The organism is Polynucleobacter brandtiae (genome assembly GCF_002797575.1).
GTDB classification, from domain to species: domain Bacteria; phylum Pseudomonadota; class Gammaproteobacteria; order Burkholderiales; family Burkholderiaceae; genus Polynucleobacter; species Polynucleobacter brandtiae.
Window position 1 is genome coordinate 83,207 of record NZ_PGTX01000005.1, and the last position, 26,240, is coordinate 109,446.

General features: G+C 43.9%; 24 protein-coding genes. 7 read left to right on the forward strand and 17 right to left on the reverse strand.

The window, feature by feature from the left end:
- Positions 1-7: 7 nt before the first annotated feature.
- Positions 8-547, forward strand: coding sequence for an RDD family protein (locus B0G85_RS09170; protein ID WP_232726012.1), 540 nt, complete (start codon positions 8-10; stop codon positions 545-547).
- A gap of 1 nt (position 548) precedes the next feature.
- Here the strand turns inward: B0G85_RS09170 and B0G85_RS09175 are convergent, their stop codons facing one another.
- Genes B0G85_RS09175 through B0G85_RS09200 form a run of 6 tightly spaced genes read right to left on the reverse strand, consistent with a single transcriptional unit; the run spans position 549 to position 7,377 of the window.
- Complete coding sequence (locus B0G85_RS09175) at positions 549-3,053, reverse strand: ABC transporter permease (RefSeq protein WP_100380155.1); 2,505 nt, start codon at positions 3,051-3,053, stop codon at positions 549-551.
- A gap of 5 nt (positions 3,054-3,058) precedes the next feature.
- A complete protein-coding gene (locus B0G85_RS09180) occupies positions 3,059-3,844 on the reverse strand; it encodes an SDR family oxidoreductase (protein WP_100380156.1) in 786 nt (261 codons plus the stop codon).
- A 14-nt stretch (positions 3,845-3,858) separates the two neighbouring features.
- Entirely contained in the window at positions 3,859-4,485 is a 627-nt protein-coding gene (locus B0G85_RS09185) for a PqiC family protein (RefSeq protein WP_100380157.1), read from the reverse strand.
- On the reverse strand, positions 4,482-5,414 hold the full coding sequence (locus B0G85_RS09190; protein ID WP_100380158.1) for an MlaD family protein: 933 nt from the start codon (positions 5,412-5,414) through the stop codon (positions 4,482-4,484). The genes B0G85_RS09185 and B0G85_RS09190 overlap by 4 nt, the downstream gene beginning before the upstream one ends.
- On the reverse strand, positions 5,411-6,196 hold the full coding sequence (locus tag B0G85_RS09195; protein ID WP_100380159.1) for an ABC transporter ATP-binding protein: 786 nt from the start codon (positions 6,194-6,196) through the stop codon (positions 5,411-5,413). Before B0G85_RS09195 ends, B0G85_RS09190 begins: the two co-directional genes overlap by 4 nt.
- The gene (locus B0G85_RS09200; RefSeq protein WP_100380160.1) at positions 6,196-7,377 is read right to left on the reverse strand and encodes an ABC transporter permease; all 1,182 of its coding nucleotides are present in this window, start codon (positions 7,375-7,377) and stop codon (positions 6,196-6,198) included. The genes B0G85_RS09195 and B0G85_RS09200 overlap by 1 nt, the downstream gene beginning before the upstream one ends.
- Before the next feature lie 485 nt (positions 7,378-7,862).
- On the opposite strand from B0G85_RS09200, the gene B0G85_RS09205 reads away from it, so the two are divergent.
- Positions 7,863-8,489 carry a class I SAM-dependent methyltransferase gene (locus B0G85_RS09205; protein WP_100380161.1) on the forward strand — a complete coding sequence of 209 codons (627 nt, stop codon included), beginning with the start codon at positions 7,863-7,865 and terminating at the stop codon, positions 8,487-8,489.
- Positions 8,490-8,500: 11 nt separating this feature from the next.
- On the opposite strand, the gene B0G85_RS09210 is transcribed toward B0G85_RS09205, so the two are convergent.
- The 4 genes from B0G85_RS09210 to B0G85_RS09225 form a co-directional block, all read right to left on the reverse strand.
- Positions 8,501-9,193, reverse strand: a complete 693-nt coding sequence (locus tag B0G85_RS09210; RefSeq protein WP_232726013.1) for a hypothetical protein — start codon at positions 9,191-9,193, stop codon at positions 8,501-8,503.
- 221 nt (positions 9,194-9,414) lie between these two features.
- Positions 9,415-13,866: a two-partner secretion domain-containing protein gene (locus B0G85_RS09215; RefSeq protein WP_100380163.1), complete on the reverse strand. Its 4,452-nt coding sequence runs from the start codon at positions 13,864-13,866 to the stop codon at positions 9,415-9,417.
- Between the two features lie 41 nt (positions 13,867-13,907).
- Complete coding sequence (locus tag B0G85_RS09220) at positions 13,908-15,662, reverse strand: ShlB/FhaC/HecB family hemolysin secretion/activation protein (RefSeq protein ID WP_157799310.1); 1,755 nt, start codon at positions 15,660-15,662, stop codon at positions 13,908-13,910.
- 224 nt (positions 15,663-15,886) lie between these two features.
- The gene (locus tag B0G85_RS09225; protein WP_157799311.1) at positions 15,887-17,392 is read right to left on the reverse strand and encodes a FimV/HubP family polar landmark protein; all 1,506 of its coding nucleotides are present in this window, start codon (positions 17,390-17,392) and stop codon (positions 15,887-15,889) included.
- A 183-nt stretch (positions 17,393-17,575) separates the two neighbouring features.
- Here B0G85_RS09225 and B0G85_RS09230 point away from each other — a divergent pair, with 183 nt between their 5' ends.
- Positions 17,576-18,238, forward strand: a complete 663-nt coding sequence (locus tag B0G85_RS09230) for a response regulator (protein ID WP_100380166.1) — start codon at positions 17,576-17,578, stop codon at positions 18,236-18,238.
- Between the two features lie 5 nt (positions 18,239-18,243).
- Here B0G85_RS09230 and B0G85_RS09235 read toward each other — a convergent pair whose 3' ends face one another.
- The 5 genes from B0G85_RS09235 to B0G85_RS09255 form a co-directional block, all read right to left on the reverse strand.
- Entirely contained in the window at positions 18,244-19,179 is a 936-nt protein-coding gene (locus B0G85_RS09235) for a sensor histidine kinase (RefSeq protein WP_100380167.1), read from the reverse strand.
- A 7-nt stretch (positions 19,180-19,186) separates the two neighbouring features.
- A complete protein-coding gene (locus B0G85_RS09240) occupies positions 19,187-20,059 on the reverse strand; it encodes a PAS domain-containing protein (protein ID WP_100380168.1) in 873 nt (290 codons plus the stop codon).
- A gap of 172 nt (positions 20,060-20,231) precedes the next feature.
- Positions 20,232-21,302, reverse strand: coding sequence for a flavodoxin family protein (locus tag B0G85_RS09245; RefSeq protein ID WP_100380169.1), 1,071 nt, complete (start codon positions 21,300-21,302; stop codon positions 20,232-20,234).
- A 43-nt stretch (positions 21,303-21,345) separates the two neighbouring features.
- A complete protein-coding gene (locus tag B0G85_RS09250) occupies positions 21,346-21,780 on the reverse strand; it encodes a hypothetical protein (RefSeq protein ID WP_157799312.1) in 435 nt (144 codons plus the stop codon).
- 79 nt (positions 21,781-21,859) lie between these two features.
- Positions 21,860-22,414 (reverse strand): NADPH-dependent FMN reductase, encoded by a 555-nt coding sequence (locus tag B0G85_RS09255; protein WP_100380171.1) that lies wholly within the window; start codon positions 22,412-22,414, stop codon positions 21,860-21,862.
- A 141-nt stretch (positions 22,415-22,555) separates the two neighbouring features.
- Here B0G85_RS09255 and B0G85_RS09260 point away from each other — a divergent pair, with 141 nt between their 5' ends.
- Both B0G85_RS09260 and B0G85_RS09265 read left to right on the forward strand, forming a co-directional pair.
- Positions 22,556-23,014, forward strand: coding sequence for a ferritin-like domain-containing protein (locus B0G85_RS09260; RefSeq protein ID WP_100380172.1), 459 nt, complete (start codon positions 22,556-22,558; stop codon positions 23,012-23,014).
- A 69-nt stretch (positions 23,015-23,083) separates the two neighbouring features.
- Positions 23,084-23,332, forward strand: coding sequence for a DUF2789 family protein (locus B0G85_RS09265; RefSeq protein ID WP_100380173.1), 249 nt, complete (start codon positions 23,084-23,086; stop codon positions 23,330-23,332).
- Between the two features lie 15 nt (positions 23,333-23,347).
- Here B0G85_RS09265 and B0G85_RS09270 read toward each other — a convergent pair whose 3' ends face one another.
- Positions 23,348-23,974, reverse strand: coding sequence for a carbonic anhydrase (locus tag B0G85_RS09270; RefSeq protein ID WP_100380174.1), 627 nt, complete (start codon positions 23,972-23,974; stop codon positions 23,348-23,350).
- Positions 23,975-24,133: 159 nt separating this feature from the next.
- Positions 24,134-25,033, reverse strand: coding sequence for an LpxL/LpxP family acyltransferase (locus B0G85_RS09275; RefSeq protein WP_157799313.1), 900 nt, complete (start codon positions 25,031-25,033; stop codon positions 24,134-24,136).
- A 246-nt stretch (positions 25,034-25,279) separates the two neighbouring features.
- Here B0G85_RS09275 and B0G85_RS09280 point away from each other — a divergent pair, with 246 nt between their 5' ends.
- Both B0G85_RS09280 and B0G85_RS09285 read left to right on the forward strand, forming a co-directional pair.
- Positions 25,280-25,933 carry a glycosyltransferase family 2 protein gene (locus B0G85_RS09280; protein WP_100380176.1) on the forward strand — a complete coding sequence of 218 codons (654 nt, stop codon included), beginning with the start codon at positions 25,280-25,282 and terminating at the stop codon, positions 25,931-25,933.
- Positions 25,930-26,166 (forward strand): hypothetical protein, encoded by a 237-nt coding sequence (locus B0G85_RS09285; protein ID WP_100380177.1) that lies wholly within the window; start codon positions 25,930-25,932, stop codon positions 26,164-26,166. The genes B0G85_RS09280 and B0G85_RS09285 overlap by 4 nt, the downstream gene beginning before the upstream one ends.
- The last annotated feature ends 74 nt before the right edge of the window (positions 26,167-26,240 follow it).

Sequence of the window (26,240 nt, forward strand, 5' to 3'; positions counted from 1 at the left end):
ATAAGTCATGATGACGCCAACTGAACTCAATGCCCTGCCTTCACCGCAATTTTGGCGACGCGTATCTTGCGCGCTGTATGAGCAACTGGTGTTACTGGGTGTAATTGCCCTTACTTTTTTACTGCCCAATTTAGGTCTGGGTATTCTTTTCAATATCGCACTACCTAGCTGGCTTTCCTTTTTGTATTTGTATCTTGTGCTTGGTGTCTACTTTGTTTGGTACTGGACTAAGTCAGGCCAAACCTTGGCCATGCAAACTTGGAGAATCCGTATGGTTGATCTCAATGGATTTAATGTGACACGTAGGCAGGCCATCTGGCGCTATGCTCTTGGTTCACTTTGGATTGTCCCTTGCGTACTTTTACAATGGGCCCTGGAATTACATCAATGGCAAATTATTGAAATGCTCTTCGCTGTTGCACTATTTCTATGGCCAGTGACCATCTATTTAGACCGAGTAAATCCCTTGTCTCGTCAAAGTTTTCCAGACCGCTTCTCTAAAACACGTTTAGTTGAGCTGCCAAAAAACCGGGTTACTCTCGTCTAAACTAAATCTCACGCAAGCATTCCATCGCAGTCGCATTTTGGATTCTTTTCTGAAAGCGATAGCCCGCTAAAAGACATGCAGTAACCCCAAACGCAATGCCCATGCCTAAAGATTGCGCAAAAGCATTGAATTCAATCTCTAGAACAAAGCGCCCTAAAGCCCAAGCGGCAATACCAGCAGCTAGGCCAGCTAAGGCGCCAGCCAAAATACCAATTAACAAGAGCTCAGTAATCGCAATTCTGCCTAGTAAGCGGCGTGATGCTCCTACTGCTTTAAGTAAGGCAGCACTTCTAAAGCGCTCATCTTGCGTAGCGGCAATAGCAGAAACCAATACTAAAATTGCCGCGGCAATTGTGAAAGTAAACAGTAGAGATAGTACTGAAGAGAGTCGGTCTAGCACATTCTGTATTTGATTTAACGATGAAGCAACATCCACAATGGTGAGATTGGGATATGACTGTGCCAACTGAAAATCAAGTCCCGCTTTGGCAGGATCTTGGTAATAAGAGGTAATCCAAGACTGCGGTAAATCACTAAGTAGCACCGGGGGCAAGATGACAAAGAAATTGACTTTCATAGAACCCCAATCAAGTTTGCGCAATGAAGTGATCGGCGCGACAACGCGCTCACCAGCAACTTCAAAAGTCATTTGGTCGCCTAACTTGAGCTTTAAGGTTTTCGCAATACCCGCTTCTAATGAAATTTCTGGAGCTCCACCAGAAATCCAGCGGCCTGCCGTAATACGATTTCCCTCTGGTAATTGCTCTGTATAGGAAAGATTAAACTCACGGTCCACTAAGCGGCGCGCATTATCCTCCGCATAATCGCTTGGGACAATACTGGCCCCATTCACTTCAATGAGACGAGCGCGCACCATGGGATAAAAGGAGGGCTTATCCACCCCCGCAGTACTGAGGGTGTTGCTAATACTTTCCTTTTGCGACGCTTGAACATTAATCATAAAGCGATTGGGCGCATTCACAGGAATACTACCTTGCCATGTCGCTAGCAGATCTTGCCTTAGTAATAGAATCATCAGCAGCGCCATTAAAGCAATCCCTAAGGCAGTAATTTGCATTACTGCAAATCCAGCACTGCGCGTTTGCGAAGTGAGAGCAAAGCGCAAAGCAAAATTATTTGCACCCCATTTTGAAAATAAGGCGCTACATAAACGTAAAGATAAGTTTGCTAAGACTGCAAATAAAAGTACGGCAAGGCCAAAGCTGAGACTAATCCAGAAAGTCAGCTTCCAGTCCTGGGCCGCTACCGCAATTAAGGCTAAGCAAGTAGTGAGGCCAAAAAGGGCTACCCACACCACCCGGATATTAATAACACCCAGTTCTTTTCGCACTAAACGAATCGGTGAAATAGTAACTAAGCTCAATAACGGGGGGCCAGCAAAACCGATGAGTAAAAAAGTGGAGAAGAGCATGCTCCAGATGGCAGGCCAAATGGACACCATGGATAAGTCTGCTATTACCAGGTTACCTAAAATACGCATCAATACTTCTTGAATAGCAAAGCCAATAGCAGAGCCCATGATGGCAGCAAATAAACTCAAGCTAGCCAGTATGGTTAATTGAGATTTAAGAATGACCGCTTGGCTTGCGCCTAGACACTTCATGACCGCACAGACATCTGCCTGCTTGAGGACATAGCGACGTGCTGATAAGGCAATCGCAACTGCTGCAACCATTGCTGTGAGTAAGGCCACTAGAGATAAGAAGCGCTCTGCCCTATCTAAGGTTTTACGCATCGTCGGCTGGGCATTCTCCAGCGTTTCAATCCGTAGACCCCGCAGATCTTCTGATGCAATCCATTGCTTGGCCCAGGTCTCGTACTGAGTAATCGCCGAGTCACTACCTGCCAATAGCAAACGATAGGTCACCCGGCTTCCTAGACCAATCAGACCCGTAGAGGGAAGATCTTCTAAGGACATCATGATGCGTGGCGCAAAATTCATAAATCCAGCCCCACGATCTACCTCCCGCTCAAGTACGCCAGAGACAATGAAGGTTCTGTCACCTAGAGAAATCGTATCCCCAACGTTGATATTTAGGCTAGCAATCATTGCTGGATCTAGCCACACAGACCCCTTGTCAGGCGTAGTTGAGGCAGCGGGGGTGGTGGCGGTAGTCGATACTGGTGCTACAGAAACTTGCAACTGCCCGCGTAATGGGTATTGCGCACTGACTGCTTTGAGAGAAGCTAACTTACTTTGTGATCCTGTAGTTGCCATACTGGGGAACACAATAGTTTGGGCAATCTGCAGTTGACGATCTTTGGCCTCTTGAAAAAATCGTTCAGGTAAAGGCTGATCGGCTACGAGTAAAAGATCAGCAGCTAGCAGTTGGCGAGCATCAAGCTGAAAAGTACGCTGCATGCGGTCTGCTAAAAAACTAACACTGGATAAGGCGGCAACTGACAGTGTCAGTGCGACCAAGAGCCACACTAACTCACTAGATCTAAAGTTCCTCTGAATCCGATGAAAGCCATTAAGGAACACGGCAATTACACAGCCTGCACTTGACCGCCATCGACCCGCAATACTGACCCGGTAATGAAGGAGGCATTTTGACTCGCCAAAAATGCAGCAGCGTCACCATACTCTTGAGGATCACCATAGCGGCCCATCGGAATTTGTTTCAGACTCAACTGCACTACTGCCTCATAGCTTGTATTTTCACGCTGAGCACGTGCCTCATCTAATTGACGCAGTCGATCAGTAGCCACACGACCTGGCATGATGACATTGACTGTTATGCCCTCGGCCGCCACTTCTGCAGCTAAAGTTTTAGACCAAGCCAATAATGCCGCCCGCAGGGTATTAGAAATGGCCAGATTTTTAATCGGAGCAATAGCGCCCGATGTGGTACTGGTGATAATGCGCCCCCATTTACGCTGACGCATTCCGGGTAGCACTCGATCAGTAATCGCGATTAAAGACAACACCATGTCATTAAAGCTCTTTTGCCATAAAGCAGGATCTTGACCTGCAGCAGGGGTTGGCGGTGGACCGCCCGTATTGTTAATCAGAATATCAATCGGACCCAACACTTGCTCCACTTGAGTGACAAGGCCATCGATTACGGTAGCATCCGATAAATCCCAGATGAGGGCCAGTGCTTTACCGCCGGCAGCCTCAATCATCTCCACTGATTTTTTTAGGCCATCTGCATTCCGTCCGGTAACCGCAACCTTCACACCCTCTTGCGCCAAAGAGACGGCCATGGCCTGCCCCAAACCACGACTTGAAGCCAACACTAAGGCTACTTTTCCTGTGAGTCCTAAATTCATATTTTCCTCAACGATTAATTTCCAAATGGCTTTGGCAGATTACCAGCATATTGGTATAGCTGCGCCTCGTACTCTTTAAAAATCTCTGCGAGGGCTTGCTGCTGACCTTGAACCAATGCTTGCGGAGTGTTGTCTTTCAGGGTTACGCGCTTGGTGTATTGATTTGCACCGATCAATGCGTTAGGTTTGCCGCCGGTCTCGACACTCAGAAAGAACTCTACACTCACCACGGCCTCTGGCTTTACTCGATAGTCACCATACAGCGCATTTACTGTAGCTTGTAATGTGTAATAAGGGAAAAAGCTATTACCCTGACCTAATGTTGCTGAAAAAATACCAGCTTGATAGAGCCACTGTCGTTCAGCACTTGCAAACATCTCGGCGGGAATGCTGCTGTACACGTTATAAAAGTCTTTTTCATAGCGCTGATCACCCAATCGATAGACCAATGACTTGCCATCAAATGGTGGGGCAACCGTCACAGCGCCAATCTTTAACCAATAATCAGTGCGGGGTTTGTAGGCCTGACCAGTTCGCTCGGGAGCCAGAAGCCAACTACTGGGCGTAATAGGGGCACGGGTAGGTAGCGCGCAAGATACTAACACGCACAATGCTAGAGCGCTGACAATATATTTGATCATTTTTGTACTCCAGACTGTCCTTGGGTTCCATTCATGGGGAGCACAATTTTTGGTGGTGGCTCACCCCAAATCAGACTGGAAGGGGATTGGCTCGCAATTCGAGTAAATTCATTGAGCTGCTCACTGGTTTGCTTCAGATTCTCAATAGTAAGGCTAGTGTCACCCTGAATGCTGGTCATCGTCTGGCGCAATGCAGCCATCGTGCCAACTAATTCCCGCATGAGGATATTCAATTCATCTTTATCGGTCACCTTAGCCATGCGTGCTAGCAGGATATTGAGGTCCTTTACTGAATTTACGAGACCGCCACCCTGCTTGTTATCGCCGACCATTACCGCATTTAAGTTCGTCAGTAAATCATCGAATTTTTTCTGCGTCCCATTAATGTCCAAATGATTGACTGCCTCGAGCATTTTTTGTATTCCCGTCAGAATCTGATCTGCTTGGTTAGGTAATGAGGGAACTACAGGATATTCAGAGGTCCAACCGTACGGCAAAGGCTTGTAATCAGGATCTTTTGAGACAAAGTCAAATTCAACATAGTTCACGCCCGTAATCCCCATCGATTTAATGCGTGCACGTAAGTTGTTCTTCACAAATTCTGCAATCTTTTTCTCGGTCAACTTTTCACCAATAATTTGCATTCTGACCACAACATATTGCCGGCGATCCTGAAAAGGAATGTCCTCTTCATACAGAACACCCGATAAACCAATCGAGGTAACTTGGCCAATCTTCACCCCCCTGAAGCGAACGGCAGCGCCCGTATCCAGACCGGTAACCGATTGCTTAATGTAGGTTTCCACCGTAAATGATTGTTTAAAAAATTGACCAGATCCAAAAATGAGAATCAAGGCAATTAATACGCCGATCGCAGCCAGCACAAAAACGCCTAAGCGGAAGTAATTGGGATTGGAGTTTTTGCTCATGCCGCGTCCTTGCTCATAATGCGATTAAAAAATTGATGCACCCGAGGATCTTTACTGGTATCTCGCAATACCTTAGGATCTCCTTGCGCAATGATGCCTTTGGCACCCTTATCTAACATAATGACTTTATCTGCAATAGCGTAAATACTTGCTAACTCATGAGACACAATCACAAAGGTAATGCCCAGATTTTTAGACAGATCAATGATAGTGCTGTCTAGGTCAGCAGAAGTGATAGGATCCAACCCGGCAGAAGGTTCATCCAAAAAGAGAATTTTAGGGTCTAAAGCCATTGCTCTGGCAATCGCTGCCCTTTTTTGCATGCCTCCGCTGATCTCACTAGGCATGTAAGCCTCATAAGGCAACAGCCCGACTAAGTCTAATTTACAGCGCGCCAACAAATCCATTTGGTCTTGGCTTAGCTGGGTGTATTCCTGCATAAATAACGTGACGTTATCGAGCAAATTCATTGACCCAAATAGAGCGCCTTGCTGGTACATCACGCCAAAGCTCGTCATGATCTTTTGACGCTCTATACCAAGGGCTTTAGTGATGTTTTGACCTTCAATCAAGACATCACCTGCTAGGGGCTGATAAAGACCAAACAGATTTTTTAATAGGCTGGATTTACCGCAACCAGAGCCCCCAAGAATGACAAAGATTTCACCTGAATTCACAGAGAAATTGAGGTTTTGCATCAACACGTTAGATCCGTACCCCACCGTCAGGTTTTGTACGTCAATAGCAATACTTGGAGCGCTGGTGGTAACTGAGGTGTTCATCAGAAGCCCGTCTTATAGGAGATGAATGCAAAGATGCCATCAACCAAAACGATCATCACGATGCTACTAACCACCGCCCGCGTAGCAGAGATACCCACTGCAGCAGCGCCAGTACCGGTTTGCATGCCTCGCAAACAACCCACTGCAGAAATCACCACTCCAAACAGAGTCGCCTTAATGAGGCCTGATCCGATATCTTCTAAGCCGACTGCGTTAAGCATGCCGTTATAGAAATTAATAAATGGAACGCCATAAGCAAGCATGGTGACCATCGAGGCAAAGATGCTGACGATGTCGGCAAATAAAGTCAAAATCGGTGCCACTAAAATTCCGGCAAGTACTCTAGGCACAACTAAGAATCGAATGGGGCTTAAGCCTCCAGAAACTAAAGCATCTACTTCGCTATTGACTGTCATTGTCCCAATCTCAGCAGCAAAGGCAGCTGATGAGCGGCCAGCAAGCAAAATAGCGGTGATAAGCGGGCCCATTTCTCGAACAATGCCCAATGCCGCCAAGGGCCCTACAAAAGAGACTGCGCCAAACTGCGCCATGCCAATCGCAGCCTGAAAGGAAAGAATGACGCCGATCAAAAAAGAAACTAAACCCACAATTGGGAGTGCTGCAATTCCTGCTTGAACTGCTGTATTGACAAAGTCACCCCAGCGCACCTGTTTAATATGACAAACAGACCAAATAAGATCAGATGCCAGGTGTCCAGTAAACGTAATCAACCCTAGCGCATCATCAATGAGATTTTGCGTAGCCATTCCGGTGCTGACGATAAAGTTTCTTTTGGGCTCAATCGTTGGCGCTGGAAACAAAAGATTAATTGGATCAAATGCATGCAACATCGGCTGGAAACGTGCGTCCAGACCTATCACCTCAAATTTGCCACCGGCTTCTTGTTGCGCTCTCTCAAGGTCAATCAGAAATGCAATCCCCGCACCATCTATTGAGGCAATCTGAGACCCATCAAAGGTCAGCGTTTTCTCTGGTGCATCACTCTTGTCTACCGAGCCTAGCCAAGCGGTCTGGGCAGCAGAGATTTGAGTCCAAATACCGCCCAAGGAGTACACATCAATCTTGCCAGATAGCACAACCTTGGCAATATGGGCATCGGTTTGGCTCCACATCACCACTGGGGGGCTGGAAATAGCTGCAGAAGTGACAGAAATACTCATACATGAACTATAAGGGATCTACATGAAGGGATGATGAATTCAGTAAAAATGAAAAAAGGACTACTGCTGCAACTTGGATCAATGAAAGATTTTGCGGTTGGCAGGAACTGTACCCATGATCCCTTGGATGGCAAACAAGCTGACTGAGCAGTCTTTTCGCTAATCAATGCAGAGGCTTTGTTATTTGCTTTTGTATTATTTAGACAGCCTCGAAAAGCATCTAACTTATTGATTTATATAGAGTAAAAAAACAGTTAATCGCATAGATTCAAAATCTCATTGATTAATTTGAGGTGCTGAACAATCCGATAATAATCCGATAACAATCCGACGGCAGTCAGCCAACAGTCAGCCAACTGGGGATGTCATTTTCGTATCGATAGTCGCCCGTTTTACTCAGTAGATTCAGACCATTACACCAATCAATCGCTTCATAATGAACTTATATTATTCCGAGCGCCAAATCCAGGATCAAGGTACACCAATTGAACACACCAGAATCGATACGCGCTGCTAATGCCACTATCGCGCACTATAACGAGCATGCGAGAGATTATCGTGAAGGCACCCAAAACCATGATGTTAGTCAGAACATTGCAGCCTTATTGCGATATCTTGAGAGGTCCCCACCCTTTACATTGCTTGATTTTGGATGTGGGCCCGGACGTGATCTCAAGACCTTATCTGAATTAGGCCATCAGGCTATTGGTCTTGAAGGCGCCGAGCAGGCTGTGGCACTAGCACGGGCTGATACTGGATGCGAGGTGTGGCAACAAAACTTCCTCAAGCTTGACTTACCTACGAAGTACTTTGATGGTGTGTATGCAAATGCCTCCTTATTTCACATTCCAGCTCAAGAGCTCTCTCGCGTTTTGAAAGAAATCAACCTAGCTCTGAAGCCCCGTGGAGTGATGTTTGCATCTAACCCCCATGGTCATAATGAAGAAAGTACAGGCAGTGGGAGATACGGCGCATATTACGATATTGAAACCTGGCGTCATTACGTCATGGCTGCCGGGTTTGTAGAGCTTGAGCATTTCTATCGCCCGCCTAACCTGCCCCGCCATCAGCAACCATGGTTAGCCACTGTTTGGCGTAAAGACGGGCCTTAAAAATACCTCGTCTAAAAAGGTGAAGGTTTAATCGGATCTACTTGCTCTAAATTTTTGATAGTTTCTCTAAATTTTGTAGCTATCGACTTTCTAACTTGGTTATATTCACCCCAAGTAATCTTACCGCTGTATAGATCTAAATTATTCTGATCGTTTTGCGGGGTCAATAATGTCTCCATCAGGTCTGCAATATTGCCGCCCATGACACCGCCGACCTGCCGACTAAATTCAATACCCTCCTTTTGATGAACGGCAACAGCTGCTCTTTGCTTGATCAGCACCTCTTTTTGTGCGGGCGTAATTTTGCTTGAATCCGTTAATTGCTCAAAAGTAATTTGATCTCCTAGGCAGCTACTCCTTTCGTAATACAGCTTTAAAGTAGGGTCTACACAAGTAGCCTCTTGACTTGCCTTCATTTTAACAATGGAGGCTTTAATCAGCTCCTGAATATCATCGAGCATCGCTTGAGATGGATTTCCTTTTGGAGATGACCAACCCCTTGCACTCATGCAAGCATCAAATATTGTGTCGACCTTTGCGGAACTATTTGCTTGCTGAGCGCCTTCAGATTGCTGGGATTGCTGAAATTGAAAATGACATTCCTGGCTTATTTTTTCAAACTCTACAGAATGTGCGCTGAGCCTCTCCTCAGCTACTGCATTAGCTAAAGGGATCATCATTAACATAATGTAGGTGTATTTCATTATTGGATTAATTAATATACATACCTATTGAAATTTCTGAGCTCGATTTCTTTATCGTTAAGATTCTCGTCTAAATAAACTGATCATCCGCTCATTGGTATAAAGCCATTCGAAGAATAGGTTTCTAACTAAGTGAGGCATTAATGACCTGTGCAAACTTCAAATCTTTTTCAAGCTCACTCAAATACATCTAAACACAAAGAATTTAGGGGTATACGAGCCTATAAACCAATCTGGTTGTCCATGGCAAACTTAATAAATCCATCGTACGGCGACTTTACTGTGGGGGGCGAGAAAAGCGTTTTTGATACGTAACTATCAACCAGAGTCTTAGAGTCGAGCATTCGCAACATATTCTCCAGGGCAATATTTAAATCACTACTGATAGTGTTGAGTTCTTTACTCACATTAGCAGTCTCTTTAACACCCCTAGAGCTGTCCATACCTGAGCCAGCGGGATTATGATTAAGGGCGTCAGAAAGATTGATGGGGGTATCGATCGTCATTCCATCCAAGTCCCCTGATGTGGGGTTTGGTGTTTTTGACAGTGCGCCATTAGCTTGGCTGGAGGTCATCATTGTGTTTACCGGAGTTAGCACGATAGAACCAGCAATCAAGGTTGCTTTATAGCTAGTCAGCCCTGTCTTAGGCGTAGCTGGAATAATACTTAAGATGCCGTTAACGAAAGTAATATTGTAATTTGGGTTGGTACCTCCAGATAACGTATTAACGTAGAGCCCAACATTGGTACCCGATCCGCCTGCGGTAATTCCTGTGAGAACTGATGTGCGCTCCTTGCCCACCATTCCCGATGCTGTATAGGTATTAAGATACTGAATAGCCCCGTCATATAACACCGCTGCACTATCTGCAGTAACTGTTACGCTTGCAGGTGTAATTACTAGGCCACCAGCAACGTAAGTAATACTGTAGTTAGAGGCAATCGTTCCGTTAGCCATTGCGTTTGTTACTGTAGTACCAACGTTTTGGCGTGATCCGCTAGTAGTAATAGCTAAGTTGCTTACAGAATCAGAGCCAACTAAGCCAGAAACAGTGGCACCTGTATTGCTTTGAATGGCGCCGTTGTAAATACTAGTTGAGCTTGCCGCAGTAATGACTAAAGGAGCGGGTGTAATTTGCAGCACACCATCAGTGAACTTCAAATTGTAATTAGGCAACATACCAGATGCACGCAATATGCTAGATCCCACATTAATAGCTGAAACGTCGATGTCTGAGACACCTAATGTATCTATTATAAGTTTACCGTTAGTATCTTTAACAACATAACCCGATAGATTTTTCTGAGTACCGTCATATGTCGTTATTAGGTTGTTGCTAGTCACTACCGCATTGGCTTTAGCAATCTCTAAGCTACCTGCTTGGAAGCTTAAGTTGTAGTTCTTATCCGTGCCTATAGCGGTGCTGGCATAGCTGCCGGCATCTTTACCGGTGCCGCTCGCAGATACCCCAGTCAGTACTGCAGCGGTTTCACTATTGACCAAGTTACTCGCACTAAAGCCAGTGACGGTTTGATTCACACCGGTATAGGTACCACTGCCACTATTGGCGGTCACTACCGCATTGGCTTTAGCAATCTCTAAGCTACCTGCTTGGAAGCTTAAGTTGTAGTTCTTATCCGTGCCTATAGCGGTGCTGGCATAGCTGCCGGCATCTTTACCGGTGCCGCTCGCAGATACCCCAGTCAGTACTGCAGCGGTTTCACTATTGACCAAGTTACTCGCACTAAAGCCAGTGACGGTTTGATTCACACCGGTATAGGTACCACTGCCACTATTGGCGGTCACTACCGCATTGGCTTTATTAACGACTAGTGTTCCAGGCACATACGTAATGTTGTAACCAGACTGACTGGTTGTATTAACAAGTCCAGTGGGTGCAATTGCGTAGGCTCCAGCATTGATGTTTCCGCTTTGAGTTGTATAGGCTAGATTGGCAACACTCAGAAAGTTAAAGTCAGGTGTAATGGAATAAGTTACGCCTGCACTGCCGTTGTAAGCAAGGCCGTCATAAGTCTTCGTAGCGTTAGTCGCAGTCACGATCAATGGCGTCATCACACTACGCAAAATAGGTAATTGCCCCGGAATAATGAGCCACTTGCTAGTATCCCAGGCACTAAAAATAGGTGAGGCAGCTAGCTGTACAGTTGTCACACCCGTACCAATACTTCCGGCTGTAGCAGCAATCCCTGATGTTTCCGTATTCCAAAAACTATTTGTTAATGCACCCGTCGTTACCGTACTAGCACCAGTCAAACCACCTGGAGCCGCGCCTGTGACTACACCACTGGCATAGTTATTACTAAAATTACCAGTAGTAACAGTACTCGTTCCTACTAGTCCGCCTGCCCCGGTAGTGCCGTCAGCACGCCCTGTAGCGTAACTATTTAAAAAACTACCGGTAGTAACAGTGCTAGCACCTAACAATCCACCTACATAGGTTGTGCCCCAAGCATTACCTGTAGCGTAGTTATCACTAAACGTACCCGTAGTAACTGTCATTGCACCTACTAGGCCACCTACATAGGTTGTGCCGGTTGCCTTGCCTGTAGCGTAATTATCGGTAAAGTTACCCGTTGTAACGGTAGCGATACCTACTAAACCACCTTGATAAGTACCGCCAGTGACATCGCCGGTAGCGTAATTGTTCTTGAAGTTACCTGAAGTAATGGCAACCTCTCCAACTAGACCCCCATGAAAAGTACCCGTACCAGGAATGCCCACCGAGGTTGTGGAATAGTTGTTCTTAAAATCACCAGCTGTAATCGCTGCAAAACCAGCTAGGCCCCCAATATAAGTACCTACATCAGCGCCCTTAACAAAGCCACCCGTGGAGTAGTTATAGCTAAAGTCGCCTGCGGCTAAATTTAAAGAGCCAACGATACTGCCAACGTATGTCGATCCTGTGATGCTGGGATTAACCACCCCTAAATTGGTGATCACCCCAGCGGCAGCACCAAACAACCCAACATAACTTTCAGCAGGTCTATTAATAGTGAGGTTGTTAATAGAGTGCCCCATACCATTGAGCACTCCAGTAAAACCAGTGATCGGTGTAAAGCCTTTTCCACCACTCCAAGTGCTAGTAGATAAAGCATCAATAGAGCTACCTAAAGCGTAATGCCCTGTTGCACTCAAACCTTGCAAATCAGTTCCTGATGTACTACCCTGTGCGCCCAGTGTATTAATCACTGAATAGGCTACACCATTCAGTTTTAATGCAGCACCGGGGGCGGATGAAACATTGGGTAAGCTAATAGAGCTGCCACGGGCAATATTGAGAGTTCCTGAGCCACTTGCTAATTCAGTACCATTGGCAGTATTTGAATTAAGGGAGAGTCCAGCAGTTGCACCCGTAGCCAAAATATTAGAATTGACATTAATGTTGTTACTAGCTGTCAATGTTAAGTTGGTATTTGCGCCCCAAGTAACACTCTCATTTACATTGACGTTACCTGCACCGCCAGTCGTTCCAGCACTCGAAAGAATGGTGACATTGTTATCAGCTAAATTAGATGCAAGGGTGACCCCAGAAATATTGCTGCCTGCGCCACCCACATTAAAGTCACCCGGATCAACCAGCCATTCGCCTGTTTTACCGCTCGGCGCAAGTGTGCTCACTTTTGCATTGTTAGCAATATTGACCGTTGCGGCGCTAGTTTCTATTTTTCCGCCATTGCCCCCTTTAGGGGCAGAAGCATCTAAAGTGCCACCAACATTGACTACACCAGACTGCATATCACCTAGTAGATAGATCTTGCCACCTACCTCGCTAAGCGTTTGCGCCTGAATGACTCCCGTATTGTTTACAACGGTATTTAATAAAGCCCCGGCAGATTGGGTAGTCATGATGACCTGGCCCCCATCAGCCTGAATCATGCCACCATTTTTCACTAGGGCATTTACTGCGCCTTGATCAACTGTCACTTTGAGTAGACCATCGCCGACTAAATCGAGCGTTACAGACTTACCAGCAGCAAGTACAACCGTTCCCATTTTTGCAGAGATCAGGCCAGTATTGCTGACCTGTGCACCCAATAATGCGACATAAGCACCATCTGCATTAATAGTGCCCTGGTTGTTCACCCCAGCTGCACTGTTGCCACTAAATTGGTAGTTTCCATTCTTAAAATTCGTATTGCTAATATCTAACGTAGAAGCGACAAAGCCACCAGTATTAACAGAAGATCCAGGCGCAAACAAAATTCCGTTTGGATTAATGAGGAATACCTGACCATTAGAGCTAATACTCCCCAGAATATTACTTGGACTAGAACCAATGACACGGTTCAGCGCAACTGAGCTAGCATTTGGCTGTATAAATTGGACAGCTTGACCCGCGCCTACATCAAAGCTTTGCCAATTAATCACTGCTTTGGGAGTGCTCTGCGTAATGATGGTTTTGTTACCACTACTCGCAATAGAGGCGCTGCCATCGACTACCATTCCCCCAAGGGGAGCAGCAAATAACTTTGTGCCCAGCGTGAGCAGCACCCCAAACGCAATACGCTTGATCGGAAAGCGATAAAAGATATTGCCCGCAACACCATCCTTAATCGATACGGAATTATTACAGCGTCCTTTAGCTAACTCAGAGACAACGACATAATTATGAGTGCGTGCATTCCACAGAACTTTATAGGCAGTGTTCATATATCAGCTATAAGTGTGGAAAGTTTTGTGGGGGCTGATCTTCATAGGTACTGAATGAGCTGAACCCAAAAACGATAGGTTTGGTCTGGCGCTGAAGTAGGAGCCGCGCCACCCACCTTGTGCGCAAGATACGATCTCAACACTAAATTATTTTGAGATGTCCAGTTCAGACCCACTCCAGCGCCACTGAGCGTCTGATGGTTATTAATCCCTGCGCCAGGCCAAGGATTTTTATTAAACATAATGGAGCCATTATCAAAAAATCCGATGAGCTGTAATTGCCCCGGCATGATTGAAAATGGATTGGGCACATTAGCACGGGCTTCAATATTGAGGAGATAACCCTGATCACCATATCCCTCCCCTTCAGGGTAAGCGCGTACACCATTTGCACCTCCCAAACCCATCTTTTCTGTACCATCCATATTTTTAGAAGCAAACTGTCCTCTAAACGCGCCATATAAAGACAGGGGTCCTGCAATATTTTGTAAGCGAGTGGTATTCAAATACAGCTTATTGAAAGTGCCATTAGTCTGGGCATACTGAGCATCATTAGTAATAGACTGTTGGTTTTGTAAAACAATATTGCCAACACTAAAGCTGGAATAGTAAGTATTAAAACCGCCACCTAGCAATTGATCTTTTGAGTCACCATTTATATTAAAAGAAGCGACTTCAGCTTTTTTAGGGGTCATCGTATTAGTGGCGCGTACATTGTCATTTAGTTGCTTAAGATCAAAATTAAGCAACATGTTGAGATTGGCATCGCGTGAACGAATAACGGGGTAACCTGTGTATACACTAGCAATATTGGCTCTGCCATAAGCAGAAAGGCTTTGGTACTGTTGCCCTAACTGATACTGCATACTGGTTAAAGCGATGCCAGGCTTAAATACATCCACCTGGCCTTGATAAGATGCACGGCCATAGTTCATCCCCACTGCCGAGGTCTGCGCCCTTAAGGTCACAATATCGCCATTGCCTGATGGATTATTAATATTGAGCGTGCCCCCAACCCGATTGACTCCGGTATAGGTGTTGCCAAAGTTATCGTAATCAACACTCCCACTGAGCAAGGCCGTTTTCTCAACTTCAACAACTAAATCTGAAGTGCCCGTAACTTGCCCTGGGCTCAGGTTTGATGAAACCAATACTCCCGGTAAATCTGATACTAGTAGAAGGCCACGCTCTAGGTCATTCGCCTTAATAGGCTCTCCACTCTTCACCTTACCCATTAACGCTGTCAGCATTGCCTTAGGAATAACACCATTACCCTTAAGCTCAACTTTGCTATATTTACCCTCCATCACCTCAAAGATAACCACGCCATCTGAGATGGCCTGTGGAGGTAAAAATACTTGGGCCACAAAATATTGCTTCTCATGAAGATAGGCAACCATTTTTTGCGTGAGATTTTTAAGCTCTTCAAAACTCAACATGCTATTAGGTACAAAACCAGAGGCAGCAATAAGGTCAGCCGCAGCTATATTTTTGATACCCTTAATTTGAATACTTTTAATCTCAATTTTTCTGGCATTGCTTGGTACGTTAATTACCTCAGGCGCTTTTATTTCCACATCCAATTTAGGCGGCGCTTTAATCAGCGGAGGAATTTGCGTAATTTGCTGTATTTCCGTTCCAGCTGTTGGCAATTGCTGTGCAAAAGTCACTCGGGAGAAAAGCCCAATAACAGTAAATACCAACCCATAGCCTACTAATTTGGCAATAGCACTTACCCACCGTGAAGCATGGTGAGAATGACTTTGGGGTCGGGATAAAACTAAAACGGGGCGCACTTTACCTCCAATTGGACATGAAGTTCAAGCTGTCACAAAGGTGACATTTATCCTCTTCAATGACAATATTTTACTATTTAACGTAATATATTGGAAGTCTTAGTACATATAAGTAATTAATATAGGTAAGTAATGACTTAATATGCATGTAATTTGCGTTATCTCAGAAGAAAAACGAATATTACTGATGGCCAAAAGCCTGTTTTAAGGCTAAAAAGTGCTTTTTAGCCTTTCTTTTGCAAAAGCTCCATAAGCATCACTTGGCACTCCAAAGTGACAGCGGAGTCAACAGCGCCACTAAATTGCAAAATCTCCTCCAGCAATATTTGAGCTGAATCCAAATCATGAATCTTGATATAGGCCTTTGCTAGATTCAGCTTTAACCTCAAGAATTCAGCCGGGAGATTGACTACAACTGAATGGGATAGCTCCCGATCCCCTGCTGCAGGATCAAGACTGGCGCCAGAAAATACTGGGCCAACCCGCTGAACTGCTTCCCCTTGCTTACTGTCTGCTGTTGATGACTTTTCTAATTTTGCTGATTTAGAGTGCCGTCTGAATCTTTGAGTGAAGTACTTGATTTCAAAACGGCCGACATAGAGAACTAAAAATATTAACAGCACAAAAGATAAAAGACTGATGAGCGCGATAAAAATAGGCATCAATATTTCTGGGCTTACGCCAATAAAATCAAACTGACTGCTTTGCTCACCGGTACTCTTTGGCCTCACTTTAGCGCCATCCAGCAAAATCTGAAGCGTTGCAATGTTTTTCTCTAACTCCACTATGTGGGCTTTATTCTGAGCATACAGAAGCTCTTGTTCAACCAATTGCTCGGTATACAAGAGTTGCTTTGTATTGCTTATTGTTTGAGAAGCAATTTTCAGTCTATCTTGAGAGGGAGGGGGATTGCCCTGCTCTGTTGCCAGCGCTAAAGTTGGCTTTGCTTTTTTGGCATTCTGTGCGGCATGCCATTGTGTATTCGCCTCGACTGCAAATCGATCAGCCTCTGAAGGGTTGATGGACTTTAATAGTGCCAGGCTAGGCTTCTTTAATTCAACCCCAGCCTGTAGGTAGTTGATACTACCGCTAGCAAAAGCATCTGGATTCTCTTTAAATAGCGCCATCATTGCCTGATTAAGGCTGGCTCCCGCAAACTCAGGAGCCATTTTTGAGGCAATCTCTGACAGCGTCTCACCCGGTCCTACTAAAATATTTTGGGCATCCCCAATAAGCAAGGTGATGACTTTATGAATACTTCCAGACGACCAACTGAGTTTTACTAAAAAATCAATAAAAGGACCAGCAGATACAGGAATAGGTTCAACGGATTCAAGCAGTATCCGCAACTGCTGCTGAGGGTTGCGCAATACTTGTGACTGTATATTGAATTCTAAGACTCTAGCTGATATACCCAAACGTTCGTATTCAGCTTTGTTAGAGGCAATCGATTTCAGAGAAGGTAAAGCGCCCGCTTCATCAATCGAAACTTGAATGGGAATTTCAACTCTCAAGGGTTGACCTGGCTGAGAAAGAATCTGGGGTGAACCCAAAGTCATCGCCTGCGCTGTAAAACCGCTCCAGAGCCAAATGCAGCAAAGTAGTTTTACAAAGTCAAATCCAATGGATCGACTCAGCCTCTGAATGAATGAGCAATGAGCCTCGTACATGCCAATCGAGAGGCGCTGAATATGATGGGCCGATGGGTTTATTGTTACGAAGCACCGCACGAAAAGCCCCTTTATTTTGACCCTAATAATTAGGCTATGCCATGATATTACCTAAAAATGTTATTTAATAGACTATTTTGATCAATTAAATTATTTATGAATAGCCTCAATATGAAACATTAGGTTGATAAAGTAAATTTGTTCAGGTAAAACAGTATTTTAAAAAACTAACAGGCAAGCATCGTGAAAATCAAAGTTTTCTTAGCGGATGATCATCAACTACTCATTGCTGGTTTCAAAGCCGTTCTACAAGAAGAGCAGATTGAAGTTGTAGGCACGAGTAATACGCTGAAACAGCTCAGACAAAACTTTTTAGAGTCAAAAGCCGACGTCATGGTGCTCGATTTACGGTTTAATGAAGATATAAATGGTCTAGATATGGCTGAAGAGCTCTTAAAGCACGACCCCAAATCCAAGATTATTATCTTGTCTCAATTTGACGATGAATGGATTGTTGAGCGCGCATATCGCCTTGGAGTCCTCGCTTTTATCCGAAAAGATGAAATCAACGATTTAATTCATGCCATTAGTAAAGCAGCCAACGGGGAGGCTTACTACTCTTCAGAGATTGCCAAACAATTGGCCAAAGAAACCATTCACCCTTTGAACCCCAGAAGGCTTCTCAGCGCACAAGAGCTCAGCGCCTTTAAGCATCTTGCTGACGGCATGACAGCACAAGAAGTGGCTACAACAATGGATGTTTCATACAAGACCATCACTATCTATCAAAAAGTGATGAAAGAAAAACTAGGTATTGAAACTTTGCCGGAGTTTACAAAACTGGCCATCAAATATGGCTTGGTTAACACTGAACTTATAAAGCGCGATAAGAAAATAATTAATTAGGTTGGCTAATTCCGATCGATGATCATTTTTACCTCTGGCGCACGAAATGAAAAAGAAAGTACAGTACCCCCCTGAGGTGGCACCTCTATTTTGAGGTCCCCACCCAGCTTTTTTACCCTTCGCCGCATATCAATTAGGCCGATACCATCTTTACTCATGCCACTTAGTGAACCAATGCCTTTGCCATTGTCACGGATCGTAACGGCATAAATTTGCTTGTTCTCAGAAATATTGATGTATAGATGATCAGCTTCAGCGTGCTTGATCACATTAATAATTGCTTCCTGAAGAATTCTGAAAAGGCCAAGGGACACGTTCTTGGGTAAATTAGGATGCCTAGGTAAATTATGCTCAAGAGCAATAGACGGCTTGTCGAACACGCCTTTGTAATGCCCAATTAACGACTCCAATGCAACCGTAAGGCCGATTGATTCCACGATTTCTGAGCGCGTATTGCAAATAATGTTTCTAACGTCTTGATAAGCACTATTGATGTAATCAATTGCGTGATGAATATCTTCACTCGCTACAAGAAGGTCATTCTTTTTTAACGCGATGACTAATTTTTGTTTCGCAAGTATCAATTTCGGATTAAGGCTGTCGTGCAACTCAATAGAAATAATCTTGCGCTCTTCATCTAGCCGATCATTAGATAGTTCTAAAATTCGAGCCACCTCTTCTTTTATCTTAGCGTTATCTGACACCTCAAAAAAGATAAAGACGATAAAACAAAAAAGAACGAGTAAGACTATCGCTGAAAAATTGATTTCAAGTTGAATTAATACATCTTGAAAAATTACCAGAAGCGCCAATAAAGCAGCCCAAGTCCATAAAAAAGGTTTTACGGCCTCGTGCCCAGTGAAGTACGCATAGATCACACCCGTCAGCAGACATCCGCAAAGCGTGATTAAAAGCCAGCCATAGCCTGTTAAAAATAACATTACCAACCTATTTCTCTTCTAATGATCCGGACTTAGAGAGCTTAATGAGCTCTTCAATCCTGTCATTCGGAACAACCTTTGCATAATTTTGCAAAAAGACCTTCACTTCAGGAGAGTTCGCGCTCTTTCCAAACTTCGTAATGTCGATATTGATCCACATGAGACCCACTAAGCCGTAACGTTTATTAAAAAGAGGAATCACAGTAGATTTAAGTTTTTTACCTCCATCGCCAGTCAATAAAAAACTGGTAAAACTGCTTCCAGTGCGCTCGTATAAAGCATAGTTTTTAATAACCTCTAGGCCAAAGGGCGATATTGCAGTACCAATCTGAGTGGGCCCAGCCAATGAGTTCTCACTGAGTACTACAGAGCGTAATGGGTTGCGAACATCGTAGACTACGATTTCAGCATCAGTTCCATAAGTTGTTACAGCAATAGCATTGGCAATATCGATGTAGTTTTGAAAAATTCTCTCCTTCTCCTCGGTAATACTCTTGGGGTCTACGAAGGGAGAGCTCAGCATGAGGTCTTGGTAACATTTACTTTCCTTGCCCTCGAGTAACGATGCAATATCGTTTGCTTGCCCAAGGTAGATTAAATCAGCAATGGCTTTAGGGCTGGGATGGAGAGTGAAGTAATCACAAGCGGCGATAAATTTATTCTTATCTAAGTACAACATACCTTTTTTATTGGATTCAATGGGGTAATAAGGAGGGTATGCAATCAGTGGCTTGCCCTCTAGGGGATCATCATTTCGATAATTTAAACCACTAAGCGATAGCAAATATAAAGTAATTCCCACAACAAGCAGTGCCGGCAAAAGAATCGAAAAGGATTTTTTAAGAAGCTTTTTATCTAAATTCATATGGGAAAAAGTCATTAGAAGCCAATACCTTGCATTTTAGAAACTCAGGAGGAAAACAACTGTTATACGCCCTTTTGGCACTTTCACCTGATTTCAGAGGCCATTACTTACAAAGATAGCTATTACATGACTTAAACGCCTTATTAAATAATAGCGACTACCCTTACCAATCAAAATCATCGCAAGCTTACTTTGGTCGAGGTCGAACCAATCCAGCATCTGGCACTGATAAAGTTCCTGCTCTGATGTCATGAACAGCATGAGCTACCGCGCTTGCTACGTTTCTTACCTCCTCTTGCATGGCAGTATCAGCATCAAGCGCATCATGGCTTTGGGCATACGATTCGTAATAACCAATATATCTATCCAGACGAGAAAGAACACCAGCATCAATTAAGCCCATCCAGTCAAGCCAATCAGATAAGCCTCTGCGAACTCCTTCTATCCCGGCAACATCACCATGCACTACCAATCCATAGGCCCTACCAGCAAGATGCTTAGGGTAAGACCAGCCTGCTAGCTCTAGTGCTTTTGCTTTTTCAGCATTTTTACCTGATGTACTTGTCGGATCAGGATTACCCCCATCCGCACAAACTAAGCGATCTATCATTAACTTTAAAACACTTGGAGTTTGATACCAATAAACAGGCGTCATGATAATCACTGCATGTGCTGAGACCCATTTCTCATAAATTTCAGCCATCCAATCATTGGTTTGACGCTGACCATAATTGGGGTAACAACTACATGGCCAATGACATAAGGGCATTGCGGTAGATGCACAGGCTTTGCAGGGATAGATATGCTTGTCATAATCCGAGGTGAGCAAGCTTAGATCAAGAATATCGACCTCGATATCACGTTCTTTCAATGTCTGAGCAGCGATCTGAATCAGTCGAAATGTTTTAGAGATTTCACCGGCACAGCTACCATCATTTCTGGCAGAGCCGCATATCAACAACACTCTAGATTGGGTGCTAGGGTCTTTTTGTTTTAGTTCTGCAGCTATCAGGCTAGCACGGGTAGCGCTCCACTCTTCTGATAGTTGATAGTCTGGATCAACAAACTCAGGGCCTGCATTTTTAGTAAAGGGGGCCTTATGACCATTAATATAGTTTTCCCATGCGATCTGCTCAATAGCGCTAATTTCATGTTTAACTGCTTGATAAGTTGGGTCAATAAAGGATCGATGAAATTGCAGATGAAATTCATTTCGCCCTAATACCGGTGGAGATTGACCCTTGCGAGGTTTAGTCATATATGCCTTTATTCGATGTAGTTAAAGAATTAACGATCAAAAACTATGCTTCATGAGCAACTAATTTAGCGCCATCCCTAAAATTTAAGCCGAGTAAAGTAAGAATGATTAAATCTAAGCCATATTCCGTCGATTGCATTGCGTCATAGGCTAAGTTAAAGGAATGGTTTCTAGCAAATTGATCTAAAAAGTAAGCCAGTGGCCAGAGCATTAAAGTACAAATGAGCAGTATGAATAGCATTCTTTTCTTTTTATCAGCAATGACGACCTCTACTCTCCCCCTACTTAAAAACAGCCCCAGTATTCCAGCAGAAACTAAAGTGATTAAAAAATAAGGCATGCTTTCTAAGATCAATATCTTAGTCTGCAAGATATCTTCCTGTGAATAGAAAAATTGTGTCGCTAAAGAGGTCCCTAAAAAGAGGAGCACCATTAAGAATGTAATGGTGCCTAGCATCGAATGTAAGACTGTTTTCACTGAATTGATTTTCGCTAGCCTGCAATACTGTTTGGTTTAGTCAAAATTGACGGGAGATACTACATATCCAACCTTTCCTTCATTTTTTTGAATGTAACGCTATCCATTTCGTAAATTGACTCATCCAGTCCTGAAGGAAGGAACGACTGTCCTCTCCAATATCGCCATCTTCCGTAAAGAAATCATCACTCATCTTTAAAAATGCTTCCGGCTGCCCTAAGGTCGGCATATTCAAGTAGGCCAATATATTACGAAGGTGCTGCTGCGCCATTGAGGTGCCCATAGCGCCTAAGCTGATGCCAATAATTCCTGCAGGCTTTTTGCTCCATGAATTATGGCTGTACGGCCGAGATCCATGATCTAGTGCATTTTTTAGCACTCCCGGTATGGAACGGTTGTATTCGGGAGTAATAAATAAAACTCCATCTGACTCTTCAATCGCGTGCTTCACCCTTTTCACTGGGAGACTTTGATTGGCATCATCCTCTTCGTTATACAGCGGTAAATCACCGATGTTAACGAATTGAAATTGAAAATTTTGAGGAGCCAGCCTTGTTAGGCCATGAGCCAATCGCTTATTGAGAGAATCTTTACGTAAGCTACCCACAATCACACAAACTGTATATGTAGTCATCAAAGCCTTTTTGAGTTACGCCTAGCTTTCACCCTACTCCGAATATGCGCTTAATTCAATCAATCAAAATAAATTGTTTTAATGACCATGACATAAATTAAGAGTAAGGTAAAAACATACCCAACAATCAAGGAGAAATAGATGTTCCAAGAAAAAGATCAAGTTGCGGTTTTAGATACACTCAACAAAATTATCGAATACGAACTGGCAGGTGTGGTTCGATATACCCATTATCAGTTGATGATTTATGGCTACAACCGTATTCCCATAGTTAGTTGGCTTAAGGATCAAGCTGAGGAAAGTCTCGTGCATGCGAGGCGTGCAGGTGAAATGGTAACCCTGCTGGGTGGTCACCCATCGCTAGCCATTGGCCCACTCTTAGAGTCTCATAATCACAATATCGGCGATATCTTGCGAGAATCACTCGCTCATGAAACTGAAACCAAGAATTTGTACTACCTACTTCTGAGTCAAAGTGAAGATAAATCAATATTGTTTGAAGAATACGCCAGGGAACTCATTGTTGCAGAGGAGATGCATACTGATGAGGTCAACAAAATGCTCAGAGCCCCAGGAGATATTCATCCGTTTGGTGCATAACTAAGCCTAGCTCTGTCATAGGGCTCAATAATAAGTTCAATTCAATTTACTAACGAATCGACATCCTCCATGAATGACTATCCCCCTCGTTTTGCTGAGTTATTTTCTCAGCTTGGTCTATCAGCAGATCCAGAAGGCATTTATCAATTTATCCAAATGCATAAACCCTTACGGGCAGATATTCTTTTGGAAGACGCGCCATTTTGGACGCATCAACAGGCTCAATTTTTAAAAGATTCTATTAAGCAAGATGCGGATTGGGCTCAGATAGTGGACCACCTAAATTTAGTGTTGCGAGCGCCCCTGTTAGCAACATAAGCGCTTAAAAAGTACTTAGTCCAAGAATCGCACAATACCTGACTCAATATCGTAGACCGAACCAATGAGCTTGGCGCCATTTGCTATTTGCCTCTGACCTTCAGGTGTTTCAGCAAGTCTCTTGACTGTCATGCGAACATTCGCCTCAACGGCCTGAGTTGCCAAGGTCTCTGGATCTTGATCGGACTCCAAACCCCTTAATGCGGGGGTAATCTCATCGAGCAAAGATTCAATTTCTTCAGGTTGGCGCTCAGCATTAAATTGATAATTAATGGCCGCTTTAATTGCGCCGCAACCCTCATGGCCCATCACGACAAATAGTTGCGTATTAAGATGGCGAGCAGCATATTGTAGGGTGCCTAATATAGAAGGCCCTAAAACATTGCCCGCATTACGTACGACAAATAATTCCCCTAGCCAAGCATCAAAGATGAGTTCGGGCGGGACTCGACTATCGCTACAACCTAAAATAGTAGCGTAAGGCTGCTGTCCCTTTGCCTGCTTATTTAATAGGTGCTGCTTTAATGTAGGGGTTGATGACTGCTCCGCCAGAAAACGGGCATTACCGGCAATAAGACGCTCTAGCGCATCTTGCGGTGAAACCTGACTCAACTGTTGATCTGAATTAAAAATGTCCATCATTTAGCATGCTTTGTCACCGCTCCTTAAGAAAAAGAGTAAAAAGTAATGATGCGATAAGTAATTGGGTCAATGGTGGGTCAATGGTGGGTCAATGGTGAGGCAATGATCATCTCAATGCCCTCACTTGCACACCCAATACCGAAAAATTCCAATTGACTCTTATCCAGTCACTATCCCAAATGGGTTTTTATAGCGGTTATAGGACCATAAATATTGTGTGGGGTTCAATAAAATCATTTCCTCAAACGCATTGTTCATTTCATTTGCGGCAAAGACTGGATCATTTGGGGGTTGCGGCTTAGCGAGTTGAGTATGAAATCGCCACCCCTTACCAAGAGCCAGTCTCTCTGCTGTAATGTATATGATTACAGCCTGACTTTTTTGACTCAGCTTATAGGGAAAGTTCGTTGTATAAGCGCTTTGATTAAAGAATGTAGCCCACACCCCATCCCGAGCACTAGGAACCTGGTCGGCTACGATTCCGACAACCTCACCGTTATTCAAGGCCCTTCTGACAAGTCTTACTCCATTGATATCAGCTGGGACGTATTGTATTTTTGAGCTATGACGGCTTTTTGTCATTAGCTGATTAATCCAACTTAAACGAGCCGGTCGATACATGACAGTCGTCTTGATCTCTTGAGTAAAAATATGCGGAATAATTTCAAAGCCGCCGAAATGGGGGGCAAGAACAATCAGTCCATTTTTGTTACTTGCTAGATAAATCAGCTCATCTCGATTTTCAATTTTTGTCTTAGCCAATACGGCATCTTGATGGCGCCAAATCCATAAGCTGTCTCCAAACATCATCCCCGCTGAAATTGCCGCCTTAAGATACTGAGGCTTAAATCTATGAAGGTCTGCAGCACTTGTCAGGTTTGTATTTAACCGTGCCCTGTATCTTGGAGAGGACCAGTAGACTACTATGCCTACAGCTCCGCCTACTATTTGAAGTATGGCCAGCGGAAGAGCGCTAAAAAGTCTTAGTAAGAAAAATAGCACTAGCCATATTAAGCGGTATTGAACGTAATAGGTAAAGAAACCAGCTTGCAACCACAAAAGGTAAGGTTTCCTGGGGGTTGGGATCTTTTAAGAAAATCTCCATCAGAGTTTGGCGACCAAGCAAGCAAACCTAGCTGTGTGGCTATGGTTGTCTTGATAGCTCTAATAAGACAGTAATAACCATACCCATTAAGAGGTTTAGTCAAAAATGTAGATAAGGGTCCCAAACCAAAAGCATCACAGGTGTGCATTACTGGGAGCTTGTGAAATAGTTACACTTAAATATGGTCTAAAATTCTTGACATGATTACTGTCGTTATTGCTTCTTATAAATATGGACATCTTGCAGCCCACTGCATCGAGTCTCTTCTATCTCAAACTGTTGCCCCAAAAAGAATAGTGTTTGTAGATGATGGTGCATTTGATTGCAAGCACTTGCCTGAGCTATATCCAGACATTGAATATATTCTGAGACCTAATAATTTAGGCACGGTTGACAATTTCCATGATGTTTTAATGACGATTGATACCGAATATGCTCTTTTCATTGGAGCAGATAACTGGCTTCGATCCGATGCAATCGAGTTATTGTCAAAATATAGTACTGATGTAGTGACGTACGATATTGTCGTCACGGGTGAATTTAAAGAAGAAATTCATGATCGAGTACCTGGCGAAACTATTGCCCATCAAGGTGATTTGTATTGGGACCGTACAGGCAAACATCACGGGTCAATGCTGTATAGAGCATCGCTTGGTAAAAGAATCGGTTATAAAAAAAGATATACAGACGGCATTCATCCACAGGAAGACTGGCATTTATGGGATGAAATGCAGAAAGCAGGTGCAACAGTAACTAGCCTAAACGAGGGACTATTGTTTTACAGAAGACATCGTGAGAATTTCCTGAAATATGATCACCTCGCTAGTAATGCGCCTCTTGTGGATGAATCTTGACTCAATTACCACTTACATTGCTTTCTGAAGAAAAATCACACGCAATTCATATCGAGCGCTATCTGCATCTTACTAAGAATGTCATGCCAATACTGGCTAAAACAACCCAAACTGACTGGCCAGTTCAAAACGATCACTGTTTTCAACGCATCGTATTAGATGCCATTTGTGATGGGCCCTGGTATGACAAAATTATTCGCCCTGCATATCAGGGTAATCGTCCCCTAGGTTAACCGTCCTTGAAGGTAGAATTTTCTCAATTAGAGGAGTTCTGCATGAAACGTTCTAAATTTACCGATTCCCAGAT

What these genes read in the sequence shown, in the direction of transcription:
- B0G85_RS09190 (WP_100380158.1), bottom strand. Translation starts at nt 5,414, where the DNA reads ATGAGCAAAAACTCCAATCCCAATTACTTCCGCTTAGGCGTTTTTGTG.
- B0G85_RS09195 (WP_100380159.1), bottom strand. Translation starts at nt 6,196, where the DNA reads ATGAACACCTCAGTTACCACCAGCGCTCCAAGTATTGCTATTGACGTA.
- B0G85_RS09215 (WP_100380163.1), bottom strand. Translation starts at nt 13,866, where the DNA reads ATGAACACTGCCTATAAAGTTCTGTGGAATGCACGCACTCATAATTAT.
- B0G85_RS09240 (WP_100380168.1), bottom strand. Translation starts at nt 20,059, where the DNA reads ATGACTTTTTCCCATATGAATTTAGATAAAAAGCTTCTTAAAAAATCC.
- B0G85_RS09255 (WP_100380171.1), bottom strand. Translation starts at nt 22,414, where the DNA reads ATGACTACATATACAGTTTGTGTGATTGTGGGTAGCTTACGTAAAGAT.
- B0G85_RS09235 (WP_100380167.1), bottom strand. Translation starts at nt 19,179, where the DNA reads ATGTTATTTTTAACAGGCTATGGCTGGCTTTTAATCACGCTTTGCGGA.
- B0G85_RS09170 (WP_232726012.1), top strand. Translation starts at nt 8, where the DNA reads ATGATGACGCCAACTGAACTCAATGCCCTGCCTTCACCGCAATTTTGG.
- B0G85_RS09180 (WP_100380156.1), bottom strand. Translation starts at nt 3,844, where the DNA reads ATGAATTTAGGACTCACAGGAAAAGTAGCCTTAGTGTTGGCTTCAAGT.
- B0G85_RS09200 (WP_100380160.1), bottom strand. Translation starts at nt 7,377, where the DNA reads ATGAGTATTTCTGTCACTTCTGCAGCTATTTCCAGCCCCCCAGTGGTG.
- B0G85_RS09185 (WP_100380157.1), bottom strand. Translation starts at nt 4,485, where the DNA reads ATGATCAAATATATTGTCAGCGCTCTAGCATTGTGCGTGTTAGTATCT.
- B0G85_RS09270 (WP_100380174.1), bottom strand. Translation starts at nt 23,974, where the DNA reads ATGATGGACATTTTTAATTCAGATCAACAGTTGAGTCAGGTTTCACCG.
- B0G85_RS09210 (WP_232726013.1), bottom strand. Translation starts at nt 9,193, where the DNA reads ATGAAATACACCTACATTATGTTAATGATGATCCCTTTAGCTAATGCA.
- B0G85_RS09260 (WP_100380172.1), top strand. Translation starts at nt 22,556, where the DNA reads ATGTTCCAAGAAAAAGATCAAGTTGCGGTTTTAGATACACTCAACAAA.
- B0G85_RS09245 (WP_100380169.1), bottom strand. Translation starts at nt 21,302, where the DNA reads ATGACTAAACCTCGCAAGGGTCAATCTCCACCGGTATTAGGGCGAAAT.
- B0G85_RS09265 (WP_100380173.1), top strand. Translation starts at nt 23,084, where the DNA reads ATGAATGACTATCCCCCTCGTTTTGCTGAGTTATTTTCTCAGCTTGGT.
- B0G85_RS09280 (WP_100380176.1), top strand. Translation starts at nt 25,280, where the DNA reads ATGATTACTGTCGTTATTGCTTCTTATAAATATGGACATCTTGCAGCC.